Below are 19,860 nucleotides of genomic sequence, written 5' to 3' on the forward strand. Positions count from 1 at the left end.
GGTGTTCGTCATGATCTGACCAGTCTTCCCGCCCGAGGACTCGGGCAACAAGACGACTCTCACAACGACTGGATCTAAAAAACGGGGTCAGCCCACACCGGCTACCTCAGCCACGGACGCCCCACCGATGAGCTCTCCGACTCCAGCGTGCGGGCACCGAGGCCCTATGTGCTCTCCATGGTCGGCGGAGGATCCGACGGCGGCAGGCTCGCCCTGGCCGCGGCCCAGGCCCGGGTCCCCGCCGGCCATCGGCACATCATCCTCACCGGACCGCAGATGCCGCCGGAAGACCACAGCCGGGTGCAGAAGGCCGTCGCGGCCTCCCCCGACGCGGCCCAGATCCAGGTCACCCGGCTGGCGCCTCATGTCCCGCAGCTGGTGCGCGAGGCCGCCGCCGTCGTCTCGATGGCTGGGTACAACTCCACGGCCGAGATCATGGCCACCACCACGCCGGCGCTGCTGGTGCCGCGCGCCACTCGTCGCGCCGAACAGCCTCGCCGGGCTGCGGCGCTGGCCGCCGTGGGCGCCGTCGACACCCTTGCGCTCGAGGACCTCAGCGCCCGCACGCTGGGCCGGTGGCTCACGGGCGCGGTGACCCGGCGGTGCGATCGAAGCGCCGTGGACCTGGACGGGCTCACCCGGATCGGGGCCCTGGCCGCCGCAGAGCTCTCACTCACGGCGCGTCCGGTCCCGAGGCATCCGGCCTCCGCGGCGGCGCTCGGCGCCGCCACCCCCCTGTCTCCCCCAGCCGCCGAAGCGAGGATCGAATCCCATGTCCGTTGAGCACCCAGACCAGAAGTCCGACCCGCGCCCCCTCGAGACGGCGCGGCCCACGATCGGCGAGCGCTCCAGCCTCCCGAGGAATCCCGTGATCGGCTACGTTCTGAAGATGTATCCCCGCTTCTCCGAGACCTTCATCGTCTCGGAGATCCTGGCCCGGGAAGCCGCCGGGGAGCAGCTCGTGATCTTCTCGCTGCGACCCAGCACCGATGCCCGCTTCCATCCGGAGCTCGCCCGGGTGAAGGCTCCGGTCATCCAGGTGCCTCGTCATTCCTCCCCCGCCCGGCTCTGGACCGAGCTGAGCCTCGCCGCCGAGTCACCCATGCTGGCGGAGGGGCTGCAACGCAGCCTCCTGGAGATGCTCGCCGCGAACCACGATGACGCACAGCAGGCGGTCGCCGTGGCCCGCGCGGCGCAGGAGGCCGGGGTCACCCACCTGCACGCTCACTTCGCCTCCATCGCCACCACGGTGGCCCGGCTGGCCGCGCGGATCAGCGGCCTGCCGTATTCCTTCACCGCCCACGCCAAGGACATCTTCCACCAGGACGTGGACGAGTCCGAGCTCGCCGTGAAGCTCACCGACGCGCATCATGCGATCACCATCTCCGGCTATAACCTCGAGGATCTGCGCACCCGGTTCCCGGCCGCCACCACCCGGCTGCACCTGGTGCGCAACGGCCTGGAGCTCTCCCGCTTCCCGTTCGCCCCCGGACTCGGGCCCGCCTCGGCGCCGCCTCACGACGGCACCAGGCGCCCAGCACGGATCCTGGGCATCGGCCGACTGGTCGAGAAGAAGGGGTTCCACCTGCTCATCGCGGCGGTCGCCCGACTCCAGGAACGAGGCCTCGCGGTCCAGGCGGACATCGCCGGGGACGGACCGCTGCGAGACGAGCTGCAGCGCCAGGTCGACGAGGCCGGTCTGGGAGCCTCGGTCCGGCTGCTGGGCCCGTGCACCCAGCAGGAGGTGGGCCAGCTGCTGGGCACCCATGACGTCTTCGCCGCCCCCTTCGTCATCGGCGCCGACGGCAATGCCGATGGTCTGCCCACGGTGCTGCTCGAAGCCATGGCCCGCGGCATCCGCTGTGTGGCCGCTGAGGTGACCGCGGTGGGCGAGGTGGTCCGCACCGGACAGACCGGGTGGCTGGTGCCCTCCGGGGACCTCGACGCGCTCACCGCGGCACTGGGTGAAGCGATCACCGAGGACCCAGACCACCTGCCCATGCTCGACGCGGCACGCACCATGATCGAGCAGAGCTTCGACTCGCTAGCTCAGGCCCGCAGGCTCCGAGCCCTGGTCGCAGACCCAGAGTCTCCGGTCACGCAGGAGCCCCTCGCAGCAGTGAAGGAATCAGCATGAGAATCGGTTATCTGCTCCCCGATCCCGGCATCGGGATCTTCGGCTCCAAGGGGGCCAGCGTGCACGCCCAGGAGATGATCCGCGCCTTCCGCGCCCTCGGGCACGAGGTGACGGTCTTCTGCACCAAGCGTGGGGACAAGCATGACGATCCCACCTCGGCCTCGGTCCCGGAGGACCTCGGGGACCTGCCGGTGTTCGTGGTCCCGGTGTCCGGGGTCAAGGGCGCCGCGGCCCGTGAGGCCGCCGTCGTCCGGGTCGCCGGCAGGATGGCCGAGCTCGCCGCAGAGGGCGGCTTCGACCTGCTCTACGAGCGGTATTCACTGTTCTCCACCGCAGGTGCCGCGGCCCGGCGTCGTCGTGGCGTCCCGCTGGTGCTGGAGGTCAACGCCCCGCTGCTGGATGAGCAGAGGCGACACCGAGTCCTGCATGACGAGCAGACCGCCGCCGCCGCCACCCTGGAGAGCTTCACCCAGGCGGATTTGCTCTCCTGCGTCTCCGCACCGGTTGCCGAGTGGGCGCGCCGGCTGCTGTCCGAGCATCACGCTGTCCATGAGGCGGCTCCGGTGGTGCGCGTGACCCCCAACGGGGTCGACCCCGCCCGGTTCAGGCCAGCCCGGTTCAGGGCAGGACGGTTCAGCCCTGCACAGGTCGGCCCCGGGCCGTTCGACCCGAGGCCCGCCGACCCGGAGCCCGCCGACCTGTTGGACACCGTGACCATAGGGTTCCTCGGCACGCTGAAGCCTTGGCACGGCACCGATCTGCTGCTCCGGGCGTTCGCCGAGGTCCTCGCGCCTGCCCCGGAGCTGCAGCGTGTGCTCAGGCTGCGGATCATCGGCGGCGGGCCCGAGCGGCAGCGACTGGAGTCCCTCACCGCGGAGCTGGGCCTCGGCGAGCGCGTCGAGTTCACCGGACCGGTGTCTCCGGCACAGGTGCCGAAGCTGCTGGCTGGTGTGGACATCGCGAGCGCGCCCTATCCCGCCCCCACTCCCGATGCGGAGCACTACTTCTCTCCGCTGAAGGTCTACGAGTACCTCGCCGCCGGCGTGCCGGTGATCGCCTCCGCAGTCGGTGAGCTGCCCGAGCTGCTCCACGGCGATGCCGAGCCGGCAGGGATCACTGTCCCGCCCGGCAACGTGGAAGCGCTTGCCCAGGCGCTGATCCGCCTGATCCAGGATCCCGCGCGCCGCGCTGACATGGGGACCGCTGGGCGCCGACTCGTGGAGGCCCAGCACAGCTGGAGCATGCGCGCGCAGCACGTGCTCGCAGCGGTCCCGGCCCAGAAGGTGGCGCAGCGATGAGCAGACGTTCCGAGGCCAAGGCCTCCCGCACCCTGCACCGCCAGGGACTGCGCCGCACCCTGCGCATGGTGCTGCCGCACCTCGGGGAGCACAAGCTGCTGATCACCGTGGGACTGCTGGCCCTGCTGGGCGACGTCGCCTTCCGGGTGCTCGAACCCTGGCCGGTGAAGTTCGCCGTGGACGCGGTCACCGAGGCGCTCGGGGCGCAGATCAACGAGACCATCGACTCCAGCCACAACGTGGAGGGGATGCTGGTCTTCTGGGCCTTCGCCCTCGCGCTGATCGTCGGCGGCCGGGCATTCTGCAGCTACGCCTCCACGATCGCCTTCGCGAAGACCGGGGTGAAGGTGGCCACGAGGCTGCGCACCCGGGTCTTCGACCATATCCAGGCGCTGTCCCTGAGGTATCACTCCAAGGCCTCGATCGGTGACACCTCGCAGCGCCTGGTCGGGGACATGGGCCGGCTCCAAGAGGTCGCCGTCACCGCCGGGCTGCCGATGGTGGGCAACCTGCTGACCCTGCTCACGCTGCTGATCGTGGTGCTGATCCTTAATCCCGTGCTCGCGATCATCGTGCTCCTCACCGGCGCCGGGTACCTTCTGTTCAGCCACGTGCTCAGCCCGAAGATCACCTCCGCCTCTCGCACCACCCGCAAGGGCGAGGGCCAGCTGGTCGGAGACGCAGCCGAGGCGCTGGGCGCGATACGGGTGGTGCAGTCCTACGGTCTGGAAGACACCGTGGCCTCAGGGTTCGCCGCCGGAAATGCCAAGGCGCTGACCGCCGGGATCCGCGCCCGCAGGCTCGCGGCGCAGCTGGAACGGTCCACCGATCTGCTGGTGGGGATCTCCACCGCCGTGGTCCTTGGACTCGGAGGGTGGCAAGTCCTGCAGGGGTCGATGACCCCCGGAGACATGGTGCTCTTCCTGATGTACCTGAAGATCGCGATGAAGCCGCTGCGCGACATGGCCAAGTACACCGGTCGGATCGCACGCGCCACCGCCTCTGGGGAACGCATCGCGGACCTGCTCGATGAAGAGATCGAGATCCAGGACCCGGCCCGACCCTTCCCGCTGGGACGCGCCACCGGGGAGCTGACCTTCTGGAACATCAGCGCCAACGATCACCGTGGCACGCCGCTGTTCGAGAAGCTGAACCTGACCATCCCCGCGGGCCAGCGCGTGGGACTGCTGGGGCCCTCCGGCGCTGGGAAGTCCACCCTGGCCGGGTACCTGCTCCGGCTCGCGGATCCAGACTCCGGCTCGGTGCTGGTCGACGGGTACTGCGCGCGCAACGTCACCAGAGCGAACCTGCGCGGCAACATCGCGGTCCTGCTCCAGGAGTCGGTGCTCTTCAGCACCTCGGTGCGGGAGAACATCCGGTACGGACGGCAGGACGCCTCAGACGAGGAGGTCGAGGAGGCCGCCCGGCGGGCAGGTGCCCACGAGTTCATCATGACGCTGCCCGAAGGTTATGAGACCGAGCTGGGCAACCGCGGAGACACGCTCTCTGGCGGACAGCGTCAGCGGGTGGCGATCGCCCGGGCACTGGTCCGCGATGCGCCCATCATCCTGCTCGACGAGCCGACCACCGGTCTGGACCCGGCCTCGCGCGGCGTGGTGGAAGAATCTATCCGCGAACTGACCCGGGGACGCACCACGGTGGCGATCACCCACGACATCAGCATGATCCAGGGTCTGGACCGGGTGCTGTGGCTCCAGAACGGCCGGATCCACGAGGACGGAAGTCCGGCGGAGCTGCTCGCTGATCCACGCTCCCAGCTGGCACAGTGGGCGGCCAGCCAGCGCAGCGCCGCGGGACCTGAGGCCGCAGGGCCCGAAGCCACAGAACTTGAGGCCACAACATCCGAGGCCGACGATCCAGCTGCCTCGGCGACTGCGCCGCGCACGGCAGAGAAGACCGAATGGGTGAGCCGATGAGCCAGCCCCAGCCCCACGCGATGTGGACCGACGCCGACGAGGCGGCCGCACGGGCCGTGCAGCTGCCCGGAGCGCGCACGCTGCTGGACTCCGCGGAGCTCTCTGCCGTGCTGGGCCAGCAGGCCACGATCTCCCGGGTCCGGATCAAGCCCGGACATTCGGTGGTCGCCGCGTTCACCACCGCGGAGTCCGAATCCGGCTGGGCGATGCTGACCCTGGACCCGGACAAGCTCGGCAAGGCCCGGCACCGCGCCCAGGACGACGCCGGGGCGGCACGGGAGGGACTGCCGTTCCTCGTGCATGCGCAGCACCAGCCCTACCTGTTCAGCGGGAGCCTCTGGTCTGATCCGGTCCTGGCCAAGGACCTTCAGGGCGCCCGCCGTGCCCTGAACCAGGAGTCCTGCGGAAACCATGGACCCGGCGAAAAACGGGAGCCCGGCACGATCCAGCCCTGGAAGATCCTGCGGCACAACCCGCGCCGACGGGTGGTGGCCGTGGTGCCCCCCGCCGGTGGGCGCGGCGAGAAGGTTCTCCGGGTCGCCTCCCGAGGGACCACCGGCACCGCGCTGGCGACGGCGCGGCGCTGGCGGGACCTGGGGCTGCCCTTGGTGAACAGCACCCCCGTCGGCAGCCGCGGCACCGCCCTGTGGGCCCCATTATGGGGCTGGGCCGATCTCAGCAGCCAGCCCTATGGCCCGGCCACCGTCTCCGCCGGGGAGGCGCTGGGCACGCTGCATCGGCTCACCCTCGTCTCGCGCCGAACCCCGCTTCCCACGGACACCGTCACGGCCGCCGCATCGATCGCGCTGATCGCCCCGTGGTTGGGGCCTCAGGCCCACGCACTCGCTGAGCGGATCCAGGACCGGTTCTCAGACATGGGGCCCAGCCTCACCGCGGAGCTCCACGGCGACCTCTCCCCCGATCAGGTGGTGCTCGCTGCACCGGGGAGCCATAAGATCCGACTCATCGACTTCGATCGCGCCACCACCGGGGACCCGATGCGCGATCTCGGCAGCTGGGCCGCTGCTTGCCGCCGGCTGCACCGCAACATCCTGATCGAGGACTTTCAGACCGGCTACCTCAGCCGACGCGCTGCGGACCCGGCCCGGGCCGCGGTCTGGGAGGCCTACGCCCAGCTGCACGCCGCACCGGACCCGTTCCGGGTCCGGGATCCACGCTGGCCCGACCTGATCCAACGCACCCTGACCCTCGGCGAGGAGGCCCTGGACCGATGAGCACCCTGCACCTGCCCCCCGAGCTCATCCACGAATCGGGCCGCTCCCTCCGCGTCACCCGCGCCTGGCCGGTGCCCGAGGACACCCGACTCGCGATCGAATGCGAGGACGCCGGGCAGCGCCGCGCCGGATTCTGGGATCACGACGGTGCCCGGCTGCAGCCGGTCGGCACGGACCCCCGGCTGCCCAGCCTCGAGCGTCTCGCCGGGTCCGGCACTGTGGTCTCACATCGACCGGGCAAGCGCGCCGTGGTGCGCCGCGGCGCGGAGTTCATCAAGGTGGTGCGCCGCGGCCGAGCCGCCGCGATCCTGGACGGTGTCAGCAGCGCCGGCGCCTTCACGCACTCGTTCCGCACCCCCGAGGTCCTCTCCCAGGATGACTCCTGCGTGACCTTCGCCGAGTTGGCCGGGACCAGCCTGCACGACCCTGCCATGCTCGCCGGCCCGCACTGGGGACTGGCCTGGACCGAGACGCTGAGCGCCTGGACCCAGGCGGTCCGCAGCTCGGGCGACGGTTCGGGCCTCACCCGGATCACCAGCGGCGGATCTGCCGAGTCTCCGGAGGTCCCGCGGCATGCCGCAGAGGATGAGGCAGCGGTGCTGCGCCGCTGGGCCCACCTCGTAGGGCCGTACCTCGACCCGGCCGAGCCGCTCCCGGCCTTGGTGGAGGAGGTGGCGGTGAAACTGCAGCAGCTGCCCGAGGCGCGGCTGCGGCCCGCCCACCGAGACCTCCACGACAAGCAGCTGCTGTGGACCCCGGAGAACGGTCCGGGCCTGCTCGATGTGGACACCGCGTGCCTCGCGGACCCGGCGCTGGATCTCGGGAACCTCCGGGCGCACGCCCTGCTCCGGCGGATGCAGGGACTCTGGCAGTCCCACGAGGCCGACACCGTGACCTCAGCGGTCGATGCCGCAGCGGATCGACTCGCGGTGCCGCCCGACGCGCTGGCGGTCTATGAGCGGGCCGCGGTGCTGCGGCTGGGCTGCGTCTACGCCGTGCGCCCGACCTACCGCGGGGTGGCTGCGCTGCTGCGAGCGCGCGCCGCGAGGTCCCAGTAGAAGATGAGAATCTTCTCATCCTGGTCTCACCGGACGCTCACCGGCACGGCCCAGAATGGAACCAGGAGAGAGAATCAGGCATCAGAGCAGAGACGTGAGAGGACGGGGCACTATGGCCAGGCAGTCAGGATGGATCATCACCGGGGCGCTGAGCATCGTCGCTCTGGGCGGCACGGCCGCCGTCGCCGGCCTGGGAGGTCCCGACCAGGGTCAGGACCTCGGTCCGGCCATGGAGGTGGCCTCGCCGAGCGAGGCCCCCATTGCTGAGCGTGAGTCTGCCTCACCGAGCCCGAGCTCCAGCGAGGACGACGCCAGTGCCAGCCCCAGCGTGCGTTCGAGTGCCAGTCCGATTCCCAGTTCACGTTCGAGCGCAAGCGCCAGTCCCACGTCCAGCCCCGCCGCACCCGCACCGAGCACTCCGCGCAGCACCGCACCGGCCCCGGAGTACGTGCCGCCGCAGGCTCCTGCACCCACCACGGTCGCCCCCGCACCGCCCTCGACCTACCAGCAGCAGGCTCCGCTGGCCTCTGCCCAGTCCTGGTCCAGCCCGGTGTCTGCGCAGAGCTGGTCGGCCCCCTCCGCGGCCAGCTGACCCGCTTCGAGGCTGTGCTGCGCCGGAGGAATCGCGCGCGACGTGACCTGTGCACGGTTCAGAGTTCGAGCCGGTACCCGACGCCCCGCACCGTCCGGATCGCACCGGCGCCGATCTTGGCCCGCAGATACCGGACGTAGACGTCGACCAGGTTCGACCCAGGATCGAAGCTGTAGCCCCAGACGCGTTCCAGCAGCTGCTCCCGGGAGAGCACCTGGCCGGGGTGCCGCATGAACGTCTCCATCAGCGCGAACTCCCGCGCGGACAGATCGTGATGCTTCTGCCCCGCCCTGATGCGACGGGCATGCAAATCCAGGATGAGCCCTCCGGCGCTCAGGGTGGTCGGCTCCTCCGCCGAGCCGCCGCGCAGACGCAGCCTGATCCGAGCGAGCAGCTCATCGATGCTGAACGGCTTCGACATGTAGTCATCTGCGCCTGATTCAAGTCCCGCCACCGTGTCCGCCGGGGTGCTGCGTGCGGTCAGGATGATCACCGGGACGCCGAAGCCCTGGCCGCGCAGCCGGCCCAGCAGCCGCAGCCCATCCTCGTCGGGCAGCCCGAGATCCAGGACTGCGAGGCCCACCGAGTTGTTCATCGCGTATTCGAAGCCCTCCGACGCCGTGGCGCCCCGCAGCACGGCATAGCCGGCCGCGCGCAGGCCCTTCTCCACGAAGGACGCGATCCGGTCCTCATCCTCGATGAGCAGAATCTGGGTCATCCATGACTCCTGGTGTCGATGGGGTGCGGCAGCGGCGCGGTGTCGCCGTCGTCCTCGGGGGTCTGCTCGAAGCTCTGGTCTGGGTCAGTCTGGTCCGCGGCGGGGCTGGTGAGCGGGATGATCACAGTGAAGCACGCCCCCACCCCGGGCGCCGAGTCCAGTTCCACGCGTCCGACGTGGGCCTGCGCGATCGCGTTCACGATCGGCAGTCCAAGTCCGGATCCCGGTTTGGACGGGTCGGTGCGCCCGAAGCGCAGGAAGATCCGCTCCTGGTCCTGTTCGGCGATCCCTTGACCCTGGTCCCGGACGAAGATGCGCATATCCTCTGCCGTGAATTCTGAGCCGAGCGCGATCACCGAGCCGGGGGCGGAGAACTTCACCGCGTTCGCCGCAAGCTGCAGCCAGGCCTGGGTGAGGCGCTCCCGGTCGACCCAGGCGGGGCCCTCGCCGCGGGACTCCACGATCCAGCGGTTCCGGCCCAGCGCCAGCGCCTTGTCTTAAACCTCGTCGGTGAGCGTGCCGAGATCGGTCAGCGAGCGCTGGATGAAGTCCGGGCGGGCAGACTGTGCCAGCGTGGTGAGGTCATCGATCACGCGGTTCATCCGGTTCAGCTCATCGAGGGTCAGCGCCCGGGTGGAGGTCACATCCTCCTGGTCCCCGACGTCGAGGACCTCGAGGTGACCGCGCACGATGGTCAGCGGGGTGCGCAGCTCGTGGCTGACGTCTTGGATGAGCTGGTCCTGGGCCCGGAAGGAGGTCTGGAGCCGGTCGAGCATCTCGTTGACCGCCTTGGTCATCTCGGCCAGATCGTCTTTGCCGGTCACCGGGATCCGCTCGGAGAGGTCCTCGCGGCCGATATGCCGGGCCGAGGAGGCCAGCACACCCACCGGGTGGAGCAGACGCCCGGCGATCACCCCACCCACGATCGCCACGACACCCAGGGAGAGCAGGGCCACGGCGGCGTAGATCAGGAACCCCTCGGCGAACACACGCTTCTCCGCCGTGATGTCATAGGCCATCACCAGCGCGCCCACCTGCGGCACCTCGGTGATCGCCTGACCTGCCTCGTCCGCAGCCTCATCCTCGGCGGGGTCTGCCGCCTCCGCTGCGACGCGTCCCTGCACCGGCACGATGGCCGCACGGTAGCTGGTGGTCTCGGTCTCGATCGTGACCACCGTGGCACGGTCGCTGAGGGCATGGGGCTCCAGCGCGCGCAGCAGGGCGAGGTCCTCCTCCAGCCGCACCGGAGTGACCGGGGAGGTGTAGGCCACCTGCCCGTCCACCAGCCCCACGATGCCCTCATTGCGGGTCGGGATGATCCGCTCCATGGCGGTGCGGACCAGCTGACCCGGGGAGGTGAAGGGCTCGCCGGTGCCGGGGTCCACTCCGACCTCGTGCAGCACCCGGAACTGCTCGGCATCGGCCGCCAGCTCGGCGTCGATCCGACCCTCGACCTGCGCCTGCTGGATCGCGAAGGCGGTGTAGCCTGCGACGGCGAGCGCGAGCGCCGCGAGTCCGACCACGGCGGTGAGGATCCTCATGCGCACGTTGACCCGGACCGGCCGCCAGCCGCGCGGGGAACGGGGGCGCGGGCTCGAGGCGTCGGGCGGGCTGGTCGCCCCGGCGTCGTCGGGCGGGCTCGAGTGGGTCATGGACCTCAGTTTCTCACTGAAGGACCGCCGACAAAGGTCTTGGGCGATGAGAGTTCTTTCATCTGGATGCGGGAGGATGAGGGCATGGATGGGCATCAGGCGCGCGGTGATCTGCTGGGCGTGCTGTGTGGACCCGAGGCCGAGACGCTGCTGCGGCAGGCGCTGGAGTCTTCCGGCGTCGTCCTGAGCGGCTGGGCGCTGGAGCAGGTCTACGCTCGGCCCGGCGCCGAGGTCTCAGCCCGGTACCGGGTGCAGTGCACCGCACCCCTGGGGTCCCCTCCAGGACCCCTACCCAGGCAGACCGGCGCCGCTGAGCCGACCGGACTGACCGCGACCATCGAACTGACCGCGACGAACGACAACACGCCGCCCACGGAGCTGACCATGGTGGCGAGCACGGTGACGCTGACCCCGGAGCAGCGCGCTCTCATGGGGGCGGTCCGGGCCGACTCCTCGCAGGGCACGGTGCACCTGTGGGTGCACCCGGTGGACCCGGAGCTGCCGGGACTGCTCGTGGTGGAACAGCCCACCCACTCCCCCGCAGCCGGTGGCGCCGAGCTTCCTGGCGAGACCGAACGTCTCGAGGGCTCCGAGCTTCTGGGCAGCACCGAGCTGGAATCGCGACTCAGCCGTCTGCTCGGCGAGCCGTGCCGGCTGCAGAGTCTGCAGCTGCTGGTGCTGCGTCCGCTGCGCCGCGCCGTCTACCGTGCGGTGGTGGCCTCCGCACGGGGCCAGCGGGTGGTCTATCTGAAGGTGGTCAGGCCATCCCGAACGGCGCAGCTGCTGGCACGCCACGGGTGTTCTCCGCTGATCCCCGCCGTGGCCGACGCCGGGGACGGCATCCTGGTGATAGACCAGGCCCCTGGGCTGGCGCTGACCAGTCTGCTCTACCGACCCGCCGCACAGGCTGACCTCCAGCTGACCGTCCCGCCCGACCCGGAGGTGCTGATCTCCGCACTGGAGACGCTGCGCCCCGAGAGCCTCGAGATGCCGCCCCGGGTGCCGCCGGTTCAGCGGCTCGATGCTCTGGCGGCCTCCGCCCTGGCAGCAGGCGCTGATCCGGACCGGGTGGCGCGGCTGCGCATCCGGATCGCCGCCGGCCTGCGCGAGAGGCCCGGGCCGGTGGTGCCCACGCACGGGGACTTCCACCCGGCGAACCTGTTCCTGGACGTGGAGGCGCATCGTCCGAGCGGACTCATCGATGCAGACACGGTCGGTCCCGGTTACCGGGCCGATGACCTCGCCACCATGCTGGGACACCTGCTGGTGCTGCCGAGCTTCGACGCACACGGGTACGCCGCGGTACCAGAGTTCGCCCGCCGCTTCCACTCCCGCTGCCTGATCGAGACCGAGGCGGCCGATCTCGGTGCGCGCACCGCAGCGGTGCTGCTCTCACTGCTGCCCGGAGCCTCCGGCCCGGATCAGCGCGAACATCATCTGGGCTGCGCGGAGCAGCTGGTACGGCAGACCGGAGCGCGCGCTCAGTCCTGAGGCTCGGTCTCGCTCAGCCAGACCTGCGTGGGGCGGATGAACAGCAGCACCAGCGCCACCGCCGCGGGCACCAGGAATGCCAGACCGATCGGGACGGCGCCTGAGGAGAAGAAGCTGAAGGAGAGCACCACGATCAAGAGCTGGAGCACCATCGCCGGGGTGCGGGCGCCCTGGGCGCCGAGGAAGATCCTGAAGCCGAGCACGACCAGGATCAGTCCGAAGAGCACGTAGAGCACCACCAGGGCGATCTGACCGGCGGCGTCGAGCACCTGCGGCGGGGAGGCCACCGCGGAAGCGATCACGTTGAAGACCACCGCGAGGCCCTGGACGAAGAGGATCAGGAAGATCAGCCACACCGCCAGCGGTCGGGGCCGCGCCTGGACGAAGCGCCGCGGGGGTCGCGGGGCGTTGAAATCCGGCTGGACGGGGTCATCTGAGGACATCTCCCCATTGAACCACTCGACCGACCCGGCTGAGTCCCTCGGCCCTCTCTCGGAGCGAATTCTGGGGTTCAATCGCCTGACCTGGGGGTTCGCTGAAGTCTGAGAATTCTGTGACAGAATACACACTGTTTCGGAGTCATTTCAGTCGCGCAAAGTCTTGTCTGCCAGCCGTTAACATGCCAACGTTGATGGCGTACTTATTCGGGATGGCAGAACACCTCACCCGAGGTCTGGAGATGTACATCCGTCCAGGCACTGCGGAACAGCTGGACCGTGGCACATTCTGTCGCCTGGAAGCGGATGTGACTCCCTGGAGACTCATTCACGAGCAGCTCATCATGAGGCTCGGTCGAGGAATCGCCGCTGAATGCCCAATGACCCGAACATCGGCGCCCACGTGGCGCCCTAGGAGTAGTGATCCCATGGATTGGCGCAGCCGAGCAGCCTGCCTGGACAAGGACCCTGAGCTTTTCTTCCCCGTCGGCAACACCGGACCGGCCCTGCTTCAGATCGAAGAGGCCAAGAGCGTCTGCCGGAGGTGTCCTGTGATGGACACCTGCCTGCAGTGGGCGCTGGAGACCGGTCAGGACTCAGGCGTCTGGGGCGGGATGAGCGAGGACGAGCGCCGGGCGCTCAAGCGTCGGGCCGCACGCGCTCGCCGCGCCTCCTGAGGCCTCACCCTCCAGTTTTCATCGACGCGGCGAGGATCGGCGCACGGAGCTTCACCCGTGTCCCCGTCCTCGCCGTTTCTGTGCCCGGCTCCGCGACGGCGCCAGCCTCCGAGGCAGGATCGCTCGCGGTCTCCCACTCGATGGAGCCGGAGAGCTCTCCTCGAACCAGGGTGCGCACGATCTGCAGCCCCAGCCCAGGTTCCCATTCGTGCTCCGGCAGCCCCACCCCGTCGTCGGTGAGCTCCAGCTCCAGGCGCTGACGTCCGGCGGCGTCGGAATGACGCTGCACGCTCATGCTCACATGCAGCTCCCGACGCGCGGGATCCGGGCCGAAGCCGTGCTCCACCGCGTTGGCGACGATCTCGGTGATCACCAGCGCCAGCGGGGTGACCATCTCGGGGGGAAGCTGCCCGAAGCTGCCCTCCAGCGCGGTGATCACCTGCCGGTCCGACTGCGCCATCTCTGCGGCCAGGTGCAGCTGGCGGCGCATCAGCTCATCGACGTCCACCGTCTCTTCCAGTCCCTTGGACAGCGAGTCATGGACCATCGCGATGGTCTCCACCCGGCGCATCGCTCGGCGCAGACCCTCCCGGCCCTCCTGGGAGTCCATCCGACGCGACTGCATCCGCAGCAGCGCCGAGACGGTCTGCAGGTTGTTCTTCACCCGATGATGGATCTCCTTGATCGTGGCGTCCTTGCTCATCAGCTGCTTGTCCCGGCGTCGCAGCTCGGTCACATCGCGGCAGAGCACCAGCGCGGCGAAGCGCTCTCCGCCGCGGGCCTCGCGGGCGCCGCGGCTCGAGGTCGGCGGCACAGGCGCCACAGCAGTCCCCGCGGAGCTCGCGCCAGCTCCGCTGCGGGAGGCGCGGTAGAGCGGGATCGAGCGCAGCGTCACCGCGGCGCCGTGGGCCTCCAGCTCGGCCCGCATCGCACGTCGCCCGGTGAGCATCATCGGCTGAGACTCATCCACCGCCACCCCGGTGGCGCGCTGCAGCTCGGACCCGATGCCGGCCAGCGAGCGTCCCTCCAGAGTGTCCGAGACGCCCAGGCGCAGCAGCGCCGAGACCGCATTGGGCGAGGCGAAGGTGATCCGGCCCTCGGTATCCAGGCGCAGCAGCCCGTCGCCCACCCGAGGGGCTCCGCCGTAGCCGGTGAACTCCTGGCTCGCGTCGGGCCAGCGGCCCTCGGCCACCATGACCAGCAGATCCTCGGCGCAGCGCCGGTAGGTCAGCTCCAGCCGGGAGGGGCTGCGCATTGCGGCCACAGCGAAATGCAGCGTGATCACCCCGACCGTGCGGCCGCGGTGGATCAGCGGGATGGCCTGGACCCGCATCCGCGCCGGGGAAGGCTGGCCCTGGTCCGAGGAGTTGGTCTCCACCTGGGAGGTCCAGGCCCGCTCCACCATCGGTTTGAGATCCGCCCGGATCCGGTCCCCGACCACGTCCCGGTGGATCAGGGTCTGCGTGGTCGAGGGGCGAGCCTGCGCGAGCGCGATGAAGGACCTCTCCTCCGGGGAGAGGAACCCCTCCTCGGTGTGGGGGAACCACAGCACCACGTCGGAGAACGCCAGGTCCGAGAGCAGCTGCCAGTCCCCCACCAGGGCGTGCAGCCACTCGACGTCATCCTTGGAGAGGTGGCGGTGCCCGATGAGCGGATCCTGGAAGACGGCCATCTCAGGGCTCCTCGGTGCAGGCGGTGGTGCTGGACACGCTGGTGACCAGGCAACGACGTCGGCTCACGAGTCCACCAGCCCGCGCAGGTGCCGCAGCAGCACGGTCAGCGAGGCGATGTTGTCATCGGCGAGCGCGTCCACCTCGGCGACGAGCTTCTCGGCTCGCGCCAGCTTGGCCCCGTTGGCCTGCTTCCACTCCTCGAGCCGCTGCTCGGGCGCGGTCTCGGCGGAGGTGGTGCGCAGCACCGTCCCGGCGATGTCGGCCATCGCGCCGTAGAGCTCGTCGCGCTGGGCGCCGCGGGCCAGAGCCTGCCATTTGTCCTCACGAGGCAGGTTGGTGATCCGGTTCAGCAGCGAGTCTGCGCTGAAGTCGGCGTAGACCGCATAGTAGACCCCGGCGACCTCGCGGGAGTCCAGCTCGAGGTCCCGAGCCAGGGTGGCGATGTCGAGCAGCGAGAACGCCTCGAAGAGCTGCGAGACCCAGGTCGCCAGCTGGGCCGGCATGCCCGCCTCCAACGCCTCCTCGTGGAGCCGTTCGACCCGTTCGCGGTCCTCCCCGCGCAGGTAGCTGGAGAGATCGCCGTAGAGCGGGGCGATATGTTCTGCGTAGGTCGCGACGTCCTCGCGGACCGAGGTGCCGCGGCTGACATGGTTGATGAACCAGCGCACCGCGCGATCCAACAGCCGGCGCATGTCCCGGTAGGTGTTGGCCCAGGCGTCCCGGTCGAAGCCGACCGGCAGTTCACGCATGGCGGCGTCGAAGTCTTCCAGGGCGAAGAGCTCGCGCACCGCCACGAAGGACCGGACCACCTGTTCCTCGGCGGCGAAGGTCTCCTCGATGGCACGGAACACGAAGGCCGCCCCGCCGACGTTGATCACGTCGTTGGCGACCACGTTGGCGATGATCTCGCGGTGCAGCGGGTGACGGGCGAGCTGATCGGAGAACCGCTCGCGCAGCGGTGCCGGGAAGTACTGCTGGAGCGTGACCCCGAACCAGTCGTCATCAGGCACCGAGTTCTCCACGAGGGCCGCCTTGAGCTGGATCTTCGCATAGGCGGCGAGCACCGAGAGTTCCGGCGAGGTGAGGATCCGCTGCTTATTCGCGGCGCGTTCCTCGAAGACCCCATCGGTGGGCAGCACCTCGAGCTCCCGGTCCAGCCCCACGGTGTCTTCCAGCCAGCTGATCAGCCGCTGGAAGCTGGGCGACCACTCGCCCACCCGATGCCGGTCGGTCATCAGCAGCACGTTCTGGTCCCGGTTGGTCTCCAGCACCAGCGCGGCCACATCCTCGGTCATCGAGCTGAGGAGATCGCTGCGCTCGTCGACGTCGAGATGACCCGATTCCACCAGCTGGTCGATCAGGATCTTGATGTTGACCTCGTGGTCGGAGCAGTCCACTCCGGCGGAGTTGTCGATTGCGTCGGTGTTCAGCAGCACCCCGGTCTGGGCTGCCTCGATCCGGCCGGCCTGGGTGAGTCCGAGGTTGCCGCCCTCGCCGACCACACGGGCGCGCAGCGCCTCGCCGTCGACCCTGATGGCGTTGTTCGCGCGATCCCCGACCTGCTCGTGGGTCTCGGTGGAGGCCTTCACGTAGGTGCCGATGCCACCGTTGTAGATCAGGTCCACCGGCGCCTTCAGCAGCGCGTTGATCAGCTCCGGGGGTGTGAGCCGCTGCTGCGCCTCGGGAAGGTCGAAGCGGCGGCGCATCTGCTCGGTGACCTCGATGGTCTTCGCGGTGCGGGAGAAGACCCCGCCGCCGGCAGAGATCAGGTCCAGGTTGTACTCGCTCCAGCCGGAGCGCTGGGCGGTGAAGAGCCGCTGTCGTTCGGCGAAGCTGGCCGCGGCGTCGGGGTCCGGGTCGATGAAGATGTGCAGGTGGTTGAACGCCGCGACCAGTTGGATGTGCTCGGAGAGCAGCATCCCGTTGCCGAAGACGTCGCCGCCCATGTCCCCGATGCCCATGACGGTGAAGCCCTCGCGCTGGGTGTCCAGGCCGAGCTCGGAGAAGTGCGACTTGACCGATTCCCAGGCACCCCGGGCGGTGATGCCCATGGCCTTGTGGTCATAGCCCACCGACCCGCCGGAGGCGAAGGCGTCACCGAGCCAATGCCCGTATTCCTTGCTGATCGCGTTCGCGGTGTCGGAGAACGTGGCGGTGCCCTTATCGGCGGCGACCACGAGGTAGGCGTCGTCCCCGTCGTGGCGCACGACCCGCTCGGGATGGGTGATGACCATCTGTCCGTCACGTTCACTCTGGTTGTCGGTGATGTCCAGCAGCGCCCGGATGAAGATCTTGTAGGCATCCTGGCCGGCCTGCGCCCACGCCGCGCGGTCGGCGGCCGGATCGGGAAGCTGCTTGGGGAAGAAGCCTCCCTTGGCGCCCGAGGGGACGATCACCGCGTTCTTCGCCATCTGCGCCTTGACCAGTCCCAGGACCTCGGTGCGGAAGTCCTCGCGCCGGTCAGACCAGCGCAGCCCGCCGCGCGCGACCTTGGCGAAGCGCAGGTGCACCCCTTCCACCAGGGGCGAGTAGACCCAGATCTCGTGGGCCGGGCGGGGCGCGGGTGCCGCGTCGATGGTTGCCGGGGTCAGCTTCAGCGAGAGCCAGTCGCGGTCCTGGTAGAGGTTGGTGCGCTGCGTGGAGTCGATCAGGTTCAGCAGGGCGCTGAGCACCCGGTCCGCGTCCAGCGTGCGGACCTGCTCCAGCGCTTCGGTGACCCGCTCGCGCGCCGCGGCGCTGAGCTGGTCCCGGTCACCGTCGAGGTCGGGGTCGAAGCGGGCCTCGAAGTAGTCCACCAGGGCGGTGGCCATCTCGGGGTTGGCCAGCAGCGACTCCGCCACGAAGCTGTAGGAGTTGGTGCTGCCGAGCTGGCGGTAGTACTTCGCATAGGCGCGCAGCACGGTCACGCTGCGGATGCTCAGGCTCAGCCGCAGCACCAGCTGGGAGAAGATGTCCGATTCGGCCCGGCCGATCAGGACCTGCTGGTAGGCCTCCTGGAGCAGCCCGATGGTGGCGTCGGCGTCCACCGATTCGGGGTAGAACAGGCCCAGGTCGTAGAGGTGGAAGGTGGCTCCGTCGGGGCACTGCAGGGTGTAGGACCGCTCGTCGAGGACCTCGAGTCCGAAGTCGTCGATGACCGGCAGGGTGTCGGTGAGCGTCTTGGGCTCGGTGAGGTAGAGCTTCAGCCGCATGTCCGCCACGCCGTTGTCCCCGGTGCGGTAGAAGCTCATCCGGGGCACCGCCTGGCCCTGCGCGGCGGCCGCCTCCAGCGCCTCGAACTGGGCGGCGTCGGCGAGTGCGTCAGGGACCTCGTAGAGCACCCGGTAGTCATCCGGGAACGCCTCGCCCCAGCGGGCCGCGACGGCGCTGGCGTGGGAGGAGGAGTAGCGGTCCCCCGCCTCGGCTGCGATGCCTTCGGACCAGGAGCGCACCGCCCGGGTCAGGCGCTGTTCCAGCTCCTGCTGGGTGCCGGTCGGCTCGGCGGCGTCGTCGGCGAGCCGAAGCCGGAAGAACACCCGAGCCAGCACCGAGTCGGTGAGCCGGACGTTGAAGTCGATGGAATCCGCCGCGATGTAGTCCAGCAGCTCCTGTTCGATGCGCCGGCGCACCGCGGTGTTGTAGCGGTCCCTGGGCAGGTAGACCAGGGCGGTCATGAACCGTCCGTAGTGGTCCCGGCGCAGGAACAGCTTGACCCGGCGTCGTTCCTGAAGCTGCATGATCTGCCAGGTGGCCTGCTCGATCTCGTCGATCTCCATCTGCAGCAGCTCGTTGCGCGGATAGGTCTCGAGGATCTGCATCAGGTCGTTGCCGGAATGCGAGTCCGGGGCGAAGCCGGAGCGGCGCAGCAGCTGCTCGGCCCGGGAGCGCAGCAGCGGGATGTTCACGATCGACTCGCTGTAGGCTCGCTCGCTGAAGAGCCCGATAAATCGGCGCTCACCCTTGACGGTGCCGTCCGAGTGGAAGGTCTTGATCGCCACATAGTCCATGTAGGTGCGGCGGCGCACGGTGGAGCGCGAGTTGGCCTTGGTGATCACCAGGGCCCGGCGCTGCCCGGCGCGCTGCCGACCGGCCGCGGAGAGCTCGGTGGAGCGTCGGGTGATCGGCTTGCCGTTCTGGTCCGCCAGGATCCCCAGCCCGGTCCCGGTCAGCGGGTCGAGGTGGACGGATCCGTCGGGGTAGTCGGCGAGCTGGTACTCGCGGTAGCCCAGGAACAGGAAGTTCCCGGAACCCATCCACTGCAGCAGGTCGGCTGACTCCCGGGACTCGGGCAGGTCGCTGGCCTCGCGCAGCGTACTGCCGGCGGCCTTGACCTGGGCGATCATCCGGTCCTGGTCCCGGTGGCTGGCCTTGACGTCGAGCAGGATCTTGTGGAGTCCCGCGACCAGGGTCTGTGCGTCCTGCTCCGGGATCACCCGGTCCAGCTCGATGGTGATCCAGGATTCGATCTTGACCAGGTGCTGCTCGTCGAAGACGGCGGCGAGGTTGGGCAGCGTCTGGGTGTCCCCCGAGGAGACGCCGCGGTGCTCCGAGGGCAGGGACTTCACCGAGACCAGATGGCCGGTGTCGGTGCTGCGGCTGCTCAGCAGGATCGGGTGCACCACCAGGGAGATGCCGTGGCCATGGCGGGTCACCTCGGCGGTGACCGAGTCCACCAGGTACGGCATGTCATCGGTGACGACCTGGACCAGGCTCTGAGCCCCGACCTGGACCACCTGGATCACCGGGGAGGAGTCGGTCCGGGTCTCGGCGAGGTGCAGGTGCTCGCGCACCCGCTGCTGCTGGCGGTCTGCGCTGACCTGGTGGCGATCCTCGCTGGCGATATGGGCGAAATACGCATCGGTCAATGTCTCAAGATCGGCGTCGTTGCTGGTCCAAAGAATTGTCTCGGCGGGCATGTGTGCTCTCACTCTTTCTGCAGGTTCTTCAGCACGCGTGGTCCTCGACCCCGGAGGGTC

Annotated in this window: 15 protein-coding genes; 9 read left to right on the forward strand and 6 right to left on the reverse strand. The window is 69.6% G+C overall.

Translation table 11 applies throughout. From position 1 onward, the window contains the following. Positions 1-147: 147 nt before the first annotated feature. The 7 genes from EV640_RS00005 (at position 148) to EV640_RS00035 (ending at position 8,257) form a co-directional block, all read left to right on the forward strand. Positions 148-783 (forward strand): glycosyltransferase, encoded by a 636-nt coding sequence (locus tag EV640_RS00005; RefSeq protein ID WP_133725401.1) that lies wholly within the window; start codon positions 148-150, stop codon positions 781-783. Next, positions 773-2,137, forward strand: coding sequence for a glycosyltransferase (locus EV640_RS00010; RefSeq protein ID WP_084479378.1), 1,365 nt, complete (start codon positions 773-775; stop codon positions 2,135-2,137). Before EV640_RS00005 ends, EV640_RS00010 begins: the two co-directional genes overlap by 11 nt. Continuing rightward, positions 2,134-3,435, forward strand: coding sequence for a glycosyltransferase family 4 protein (locus EV640_RS00015; protein WP_036474099.1), 1,302 nt, complete (start codon positions 2,134-2,136; stop codon positions 3,433-3,435). Before EV640_RS00010 ends, EV640_RS00015 begins: the two co-directional genes overlap by 4 nt. Continuing rightward, on the forward strand, positions 3,432-5,372 hold the full coding sequence (locus tag EV640_RS00020; RefSeq protein ID WP_084479379.1) for an ABC transporter ATP-binding protein: 1,941 nt from the start codon (positions 3,432-3,434) through the stop codon (positions 5,370-5,372). The genes EV640_RS00015 and EV640_RS00020 overlap by 4 nt, the downstream gene beginning before the upstream one ends. Continuing rightward, the gene (locus EV640_RS00025; RefSeq protein WP_161634788.1) at positions 5,369-6,607 is read left to right on the forward strand and encodes a phosphotransferase family protein; all 1,239 of its coding nucleotides are present in this window, start codon (positions 5,369-5,371) and stop codon (positions 6,605-6,607) included. Before EV640_RS00020 ends, EV640_RS00025 begins: the two co-directional genes overlap by 4 nt. Then, positions 6,604-7,665, forward strand: a complete 1,062-nt coding sequence (locus EV640_RS00030) for a phosphotransferase family protein (protein ID WP_036474102.1) — start codon at positions 6,604-6,606, stop codon at positions 7,663-7,665. Before EV640_RS00025 ends, EV640_RS00030 begins: the two co-directional genes overlap by 4 nt. 112 nt (positions 7,666-7,777) lie before the next feature. Further along, on the forward strand, positions 7,778-8,257 hold the full coding sequence (locus EV640_RS00035; protein WP_133725403.1) for a hypothetical protein: 480 nt from the start codon (positions 7,778-7,780) through the stop codon (positions 8,255-8,257). A 58-nt stretch (positions 8,258-8,315) separates the two neighbouring features. On the opposite strand, the gene EV640_RS00040 is transcribed toward EV640_RS00035, so the two are convergent. From EV640_RS00040 to EV640_RS00050, 3 genes are read right to left on the reverse strand one after another with little or no spacing between them, the layout of a single operon-like run. Then, the gene (locus EV640_RS00040; RefSeq protein ID WP_036474106.1) at positions 8,316-8,975 is read right to left on the reverse strand and encodes a response regulator transcription factor; all 660 of its coding nucleotides are present in this window, start codon (positions 8,973-8,975) and stop codon (positions 8,316-8,318) included. Then, entirely contained in the window at positions 8,972-9,436 is a 465-nt protein-coding gene (locus tag EV640_RS00045; RefSeq protein WP_166645818.1) for a sensor histidine kinase, read from the reverse strand. The genes EV640_RS00040 and EV640_RS00045 overlap by 4 nt, the downstream gene beginning before the upstream one ends. Positions 9,437-9,472: 36 nt before the next feature. Beyond that, positions 9,473-10,627 carry a HAMP domain-containing protein gene (locus tag EV640_RS00050; RefSeq protein WP_166645819.1) on the reverse strand — a complete coding sequence of 385 codons (1,155 nt, stop codon included), beginning with the start codon at positions 10,625-10,627 and terminating at the stop codon, positions 9,473-9,475. Between the two features lie 84 nt (positions 10,628-10,711). Here EV640_RS00050 and EV640_RS00055 point away from each other — a divergent pair, with 84 nt between their 5' ends. Next, positions 10,712-12,118 carry a phosphotransferase gene (locus EV640_RS00055; protein WP_084479381.1) on the forward strand — a complete coding sequence of 469 codons (1,407 nt, stop codon included), beginning with the start codon at positions 10,712-10,714 and terminating at the stop codon, positions 12,116-12,118. Here EV640_RS00055 and EV640_RS00060 read toward each other — a convergent pair. Further along, on the reverse strand, positions 12,109-12,561 hold the full coding sequence (locus tag EV640_RS00060) for a hypothetical protein (protein WP_036474110.1): 453 nt from the start codon (positions 12,559-12,561) through the stop codon (positions 12,109-12,111). The two genes, EV640_RS00055 and EV640_RS00060, sit on opposite strands and share 10 nt — an antisense overlap. Positions 12,562-12,983: 422 nt before the next feature. Between EV640_RS00060 and EV640_RS00065 the strand changes: the two genes are divergently transcribed. Further along, positions 12,984-13,232 (forward strand): WhiB family transcriptional regulator, encoded by a 249-nt coding sequence (locus EV640_RS00065; protein ID WP_036474112.1) that lies wholly within the window; start codon positions 12,984-12,986, stop codon positions 13,230-13,232. A 4-nt stretch (positions 13,233-13,236) separates the two neighbouring features. On the opposite strand, the gene EV640_RS00070 is transcribed toward EV640_RS00065, so the two are convergent. Together EV640_RS00070 and EV640_RS00075 are read right to left on the reverse strand one after the other, a co-directional pair. After that, a complete protein-coding gene (locus EV640_RS00070; protein WP_036474113.1) occupies positions 13,237-14,904 on the reverse strand; it encodes a sensor histidine kinase in 1,668 nt (555 codons plus the stop codon). A gap of 63 nt (positions 14,905-14,967) precedes the next feature. Beyond that, positions 14,968-19,800 (reverse strand): NAD-glutamate dehydrogenase, encoded by a 4,833-nt coding sequence (locus EV640_RS00075; protein ID WP_133725406.1) that lies wholly within the window; start codon positions 19,798-19,800, stop codon positions 14,968-14,970. Positions 19,801-19,860: the final 60 nt, after the last annotated feature.

This window comes from Nesterenkonia aurantiaca, from assembly GCF_004364585.1.
In the GTDB taxonomy this organism is placed as follows: Bacteria; Actinomycetota; Actinomycetes; order Actinomycetales; family Micrococcaceae; genus Nesterenkonia; species Nesterenkonia aurantiaca.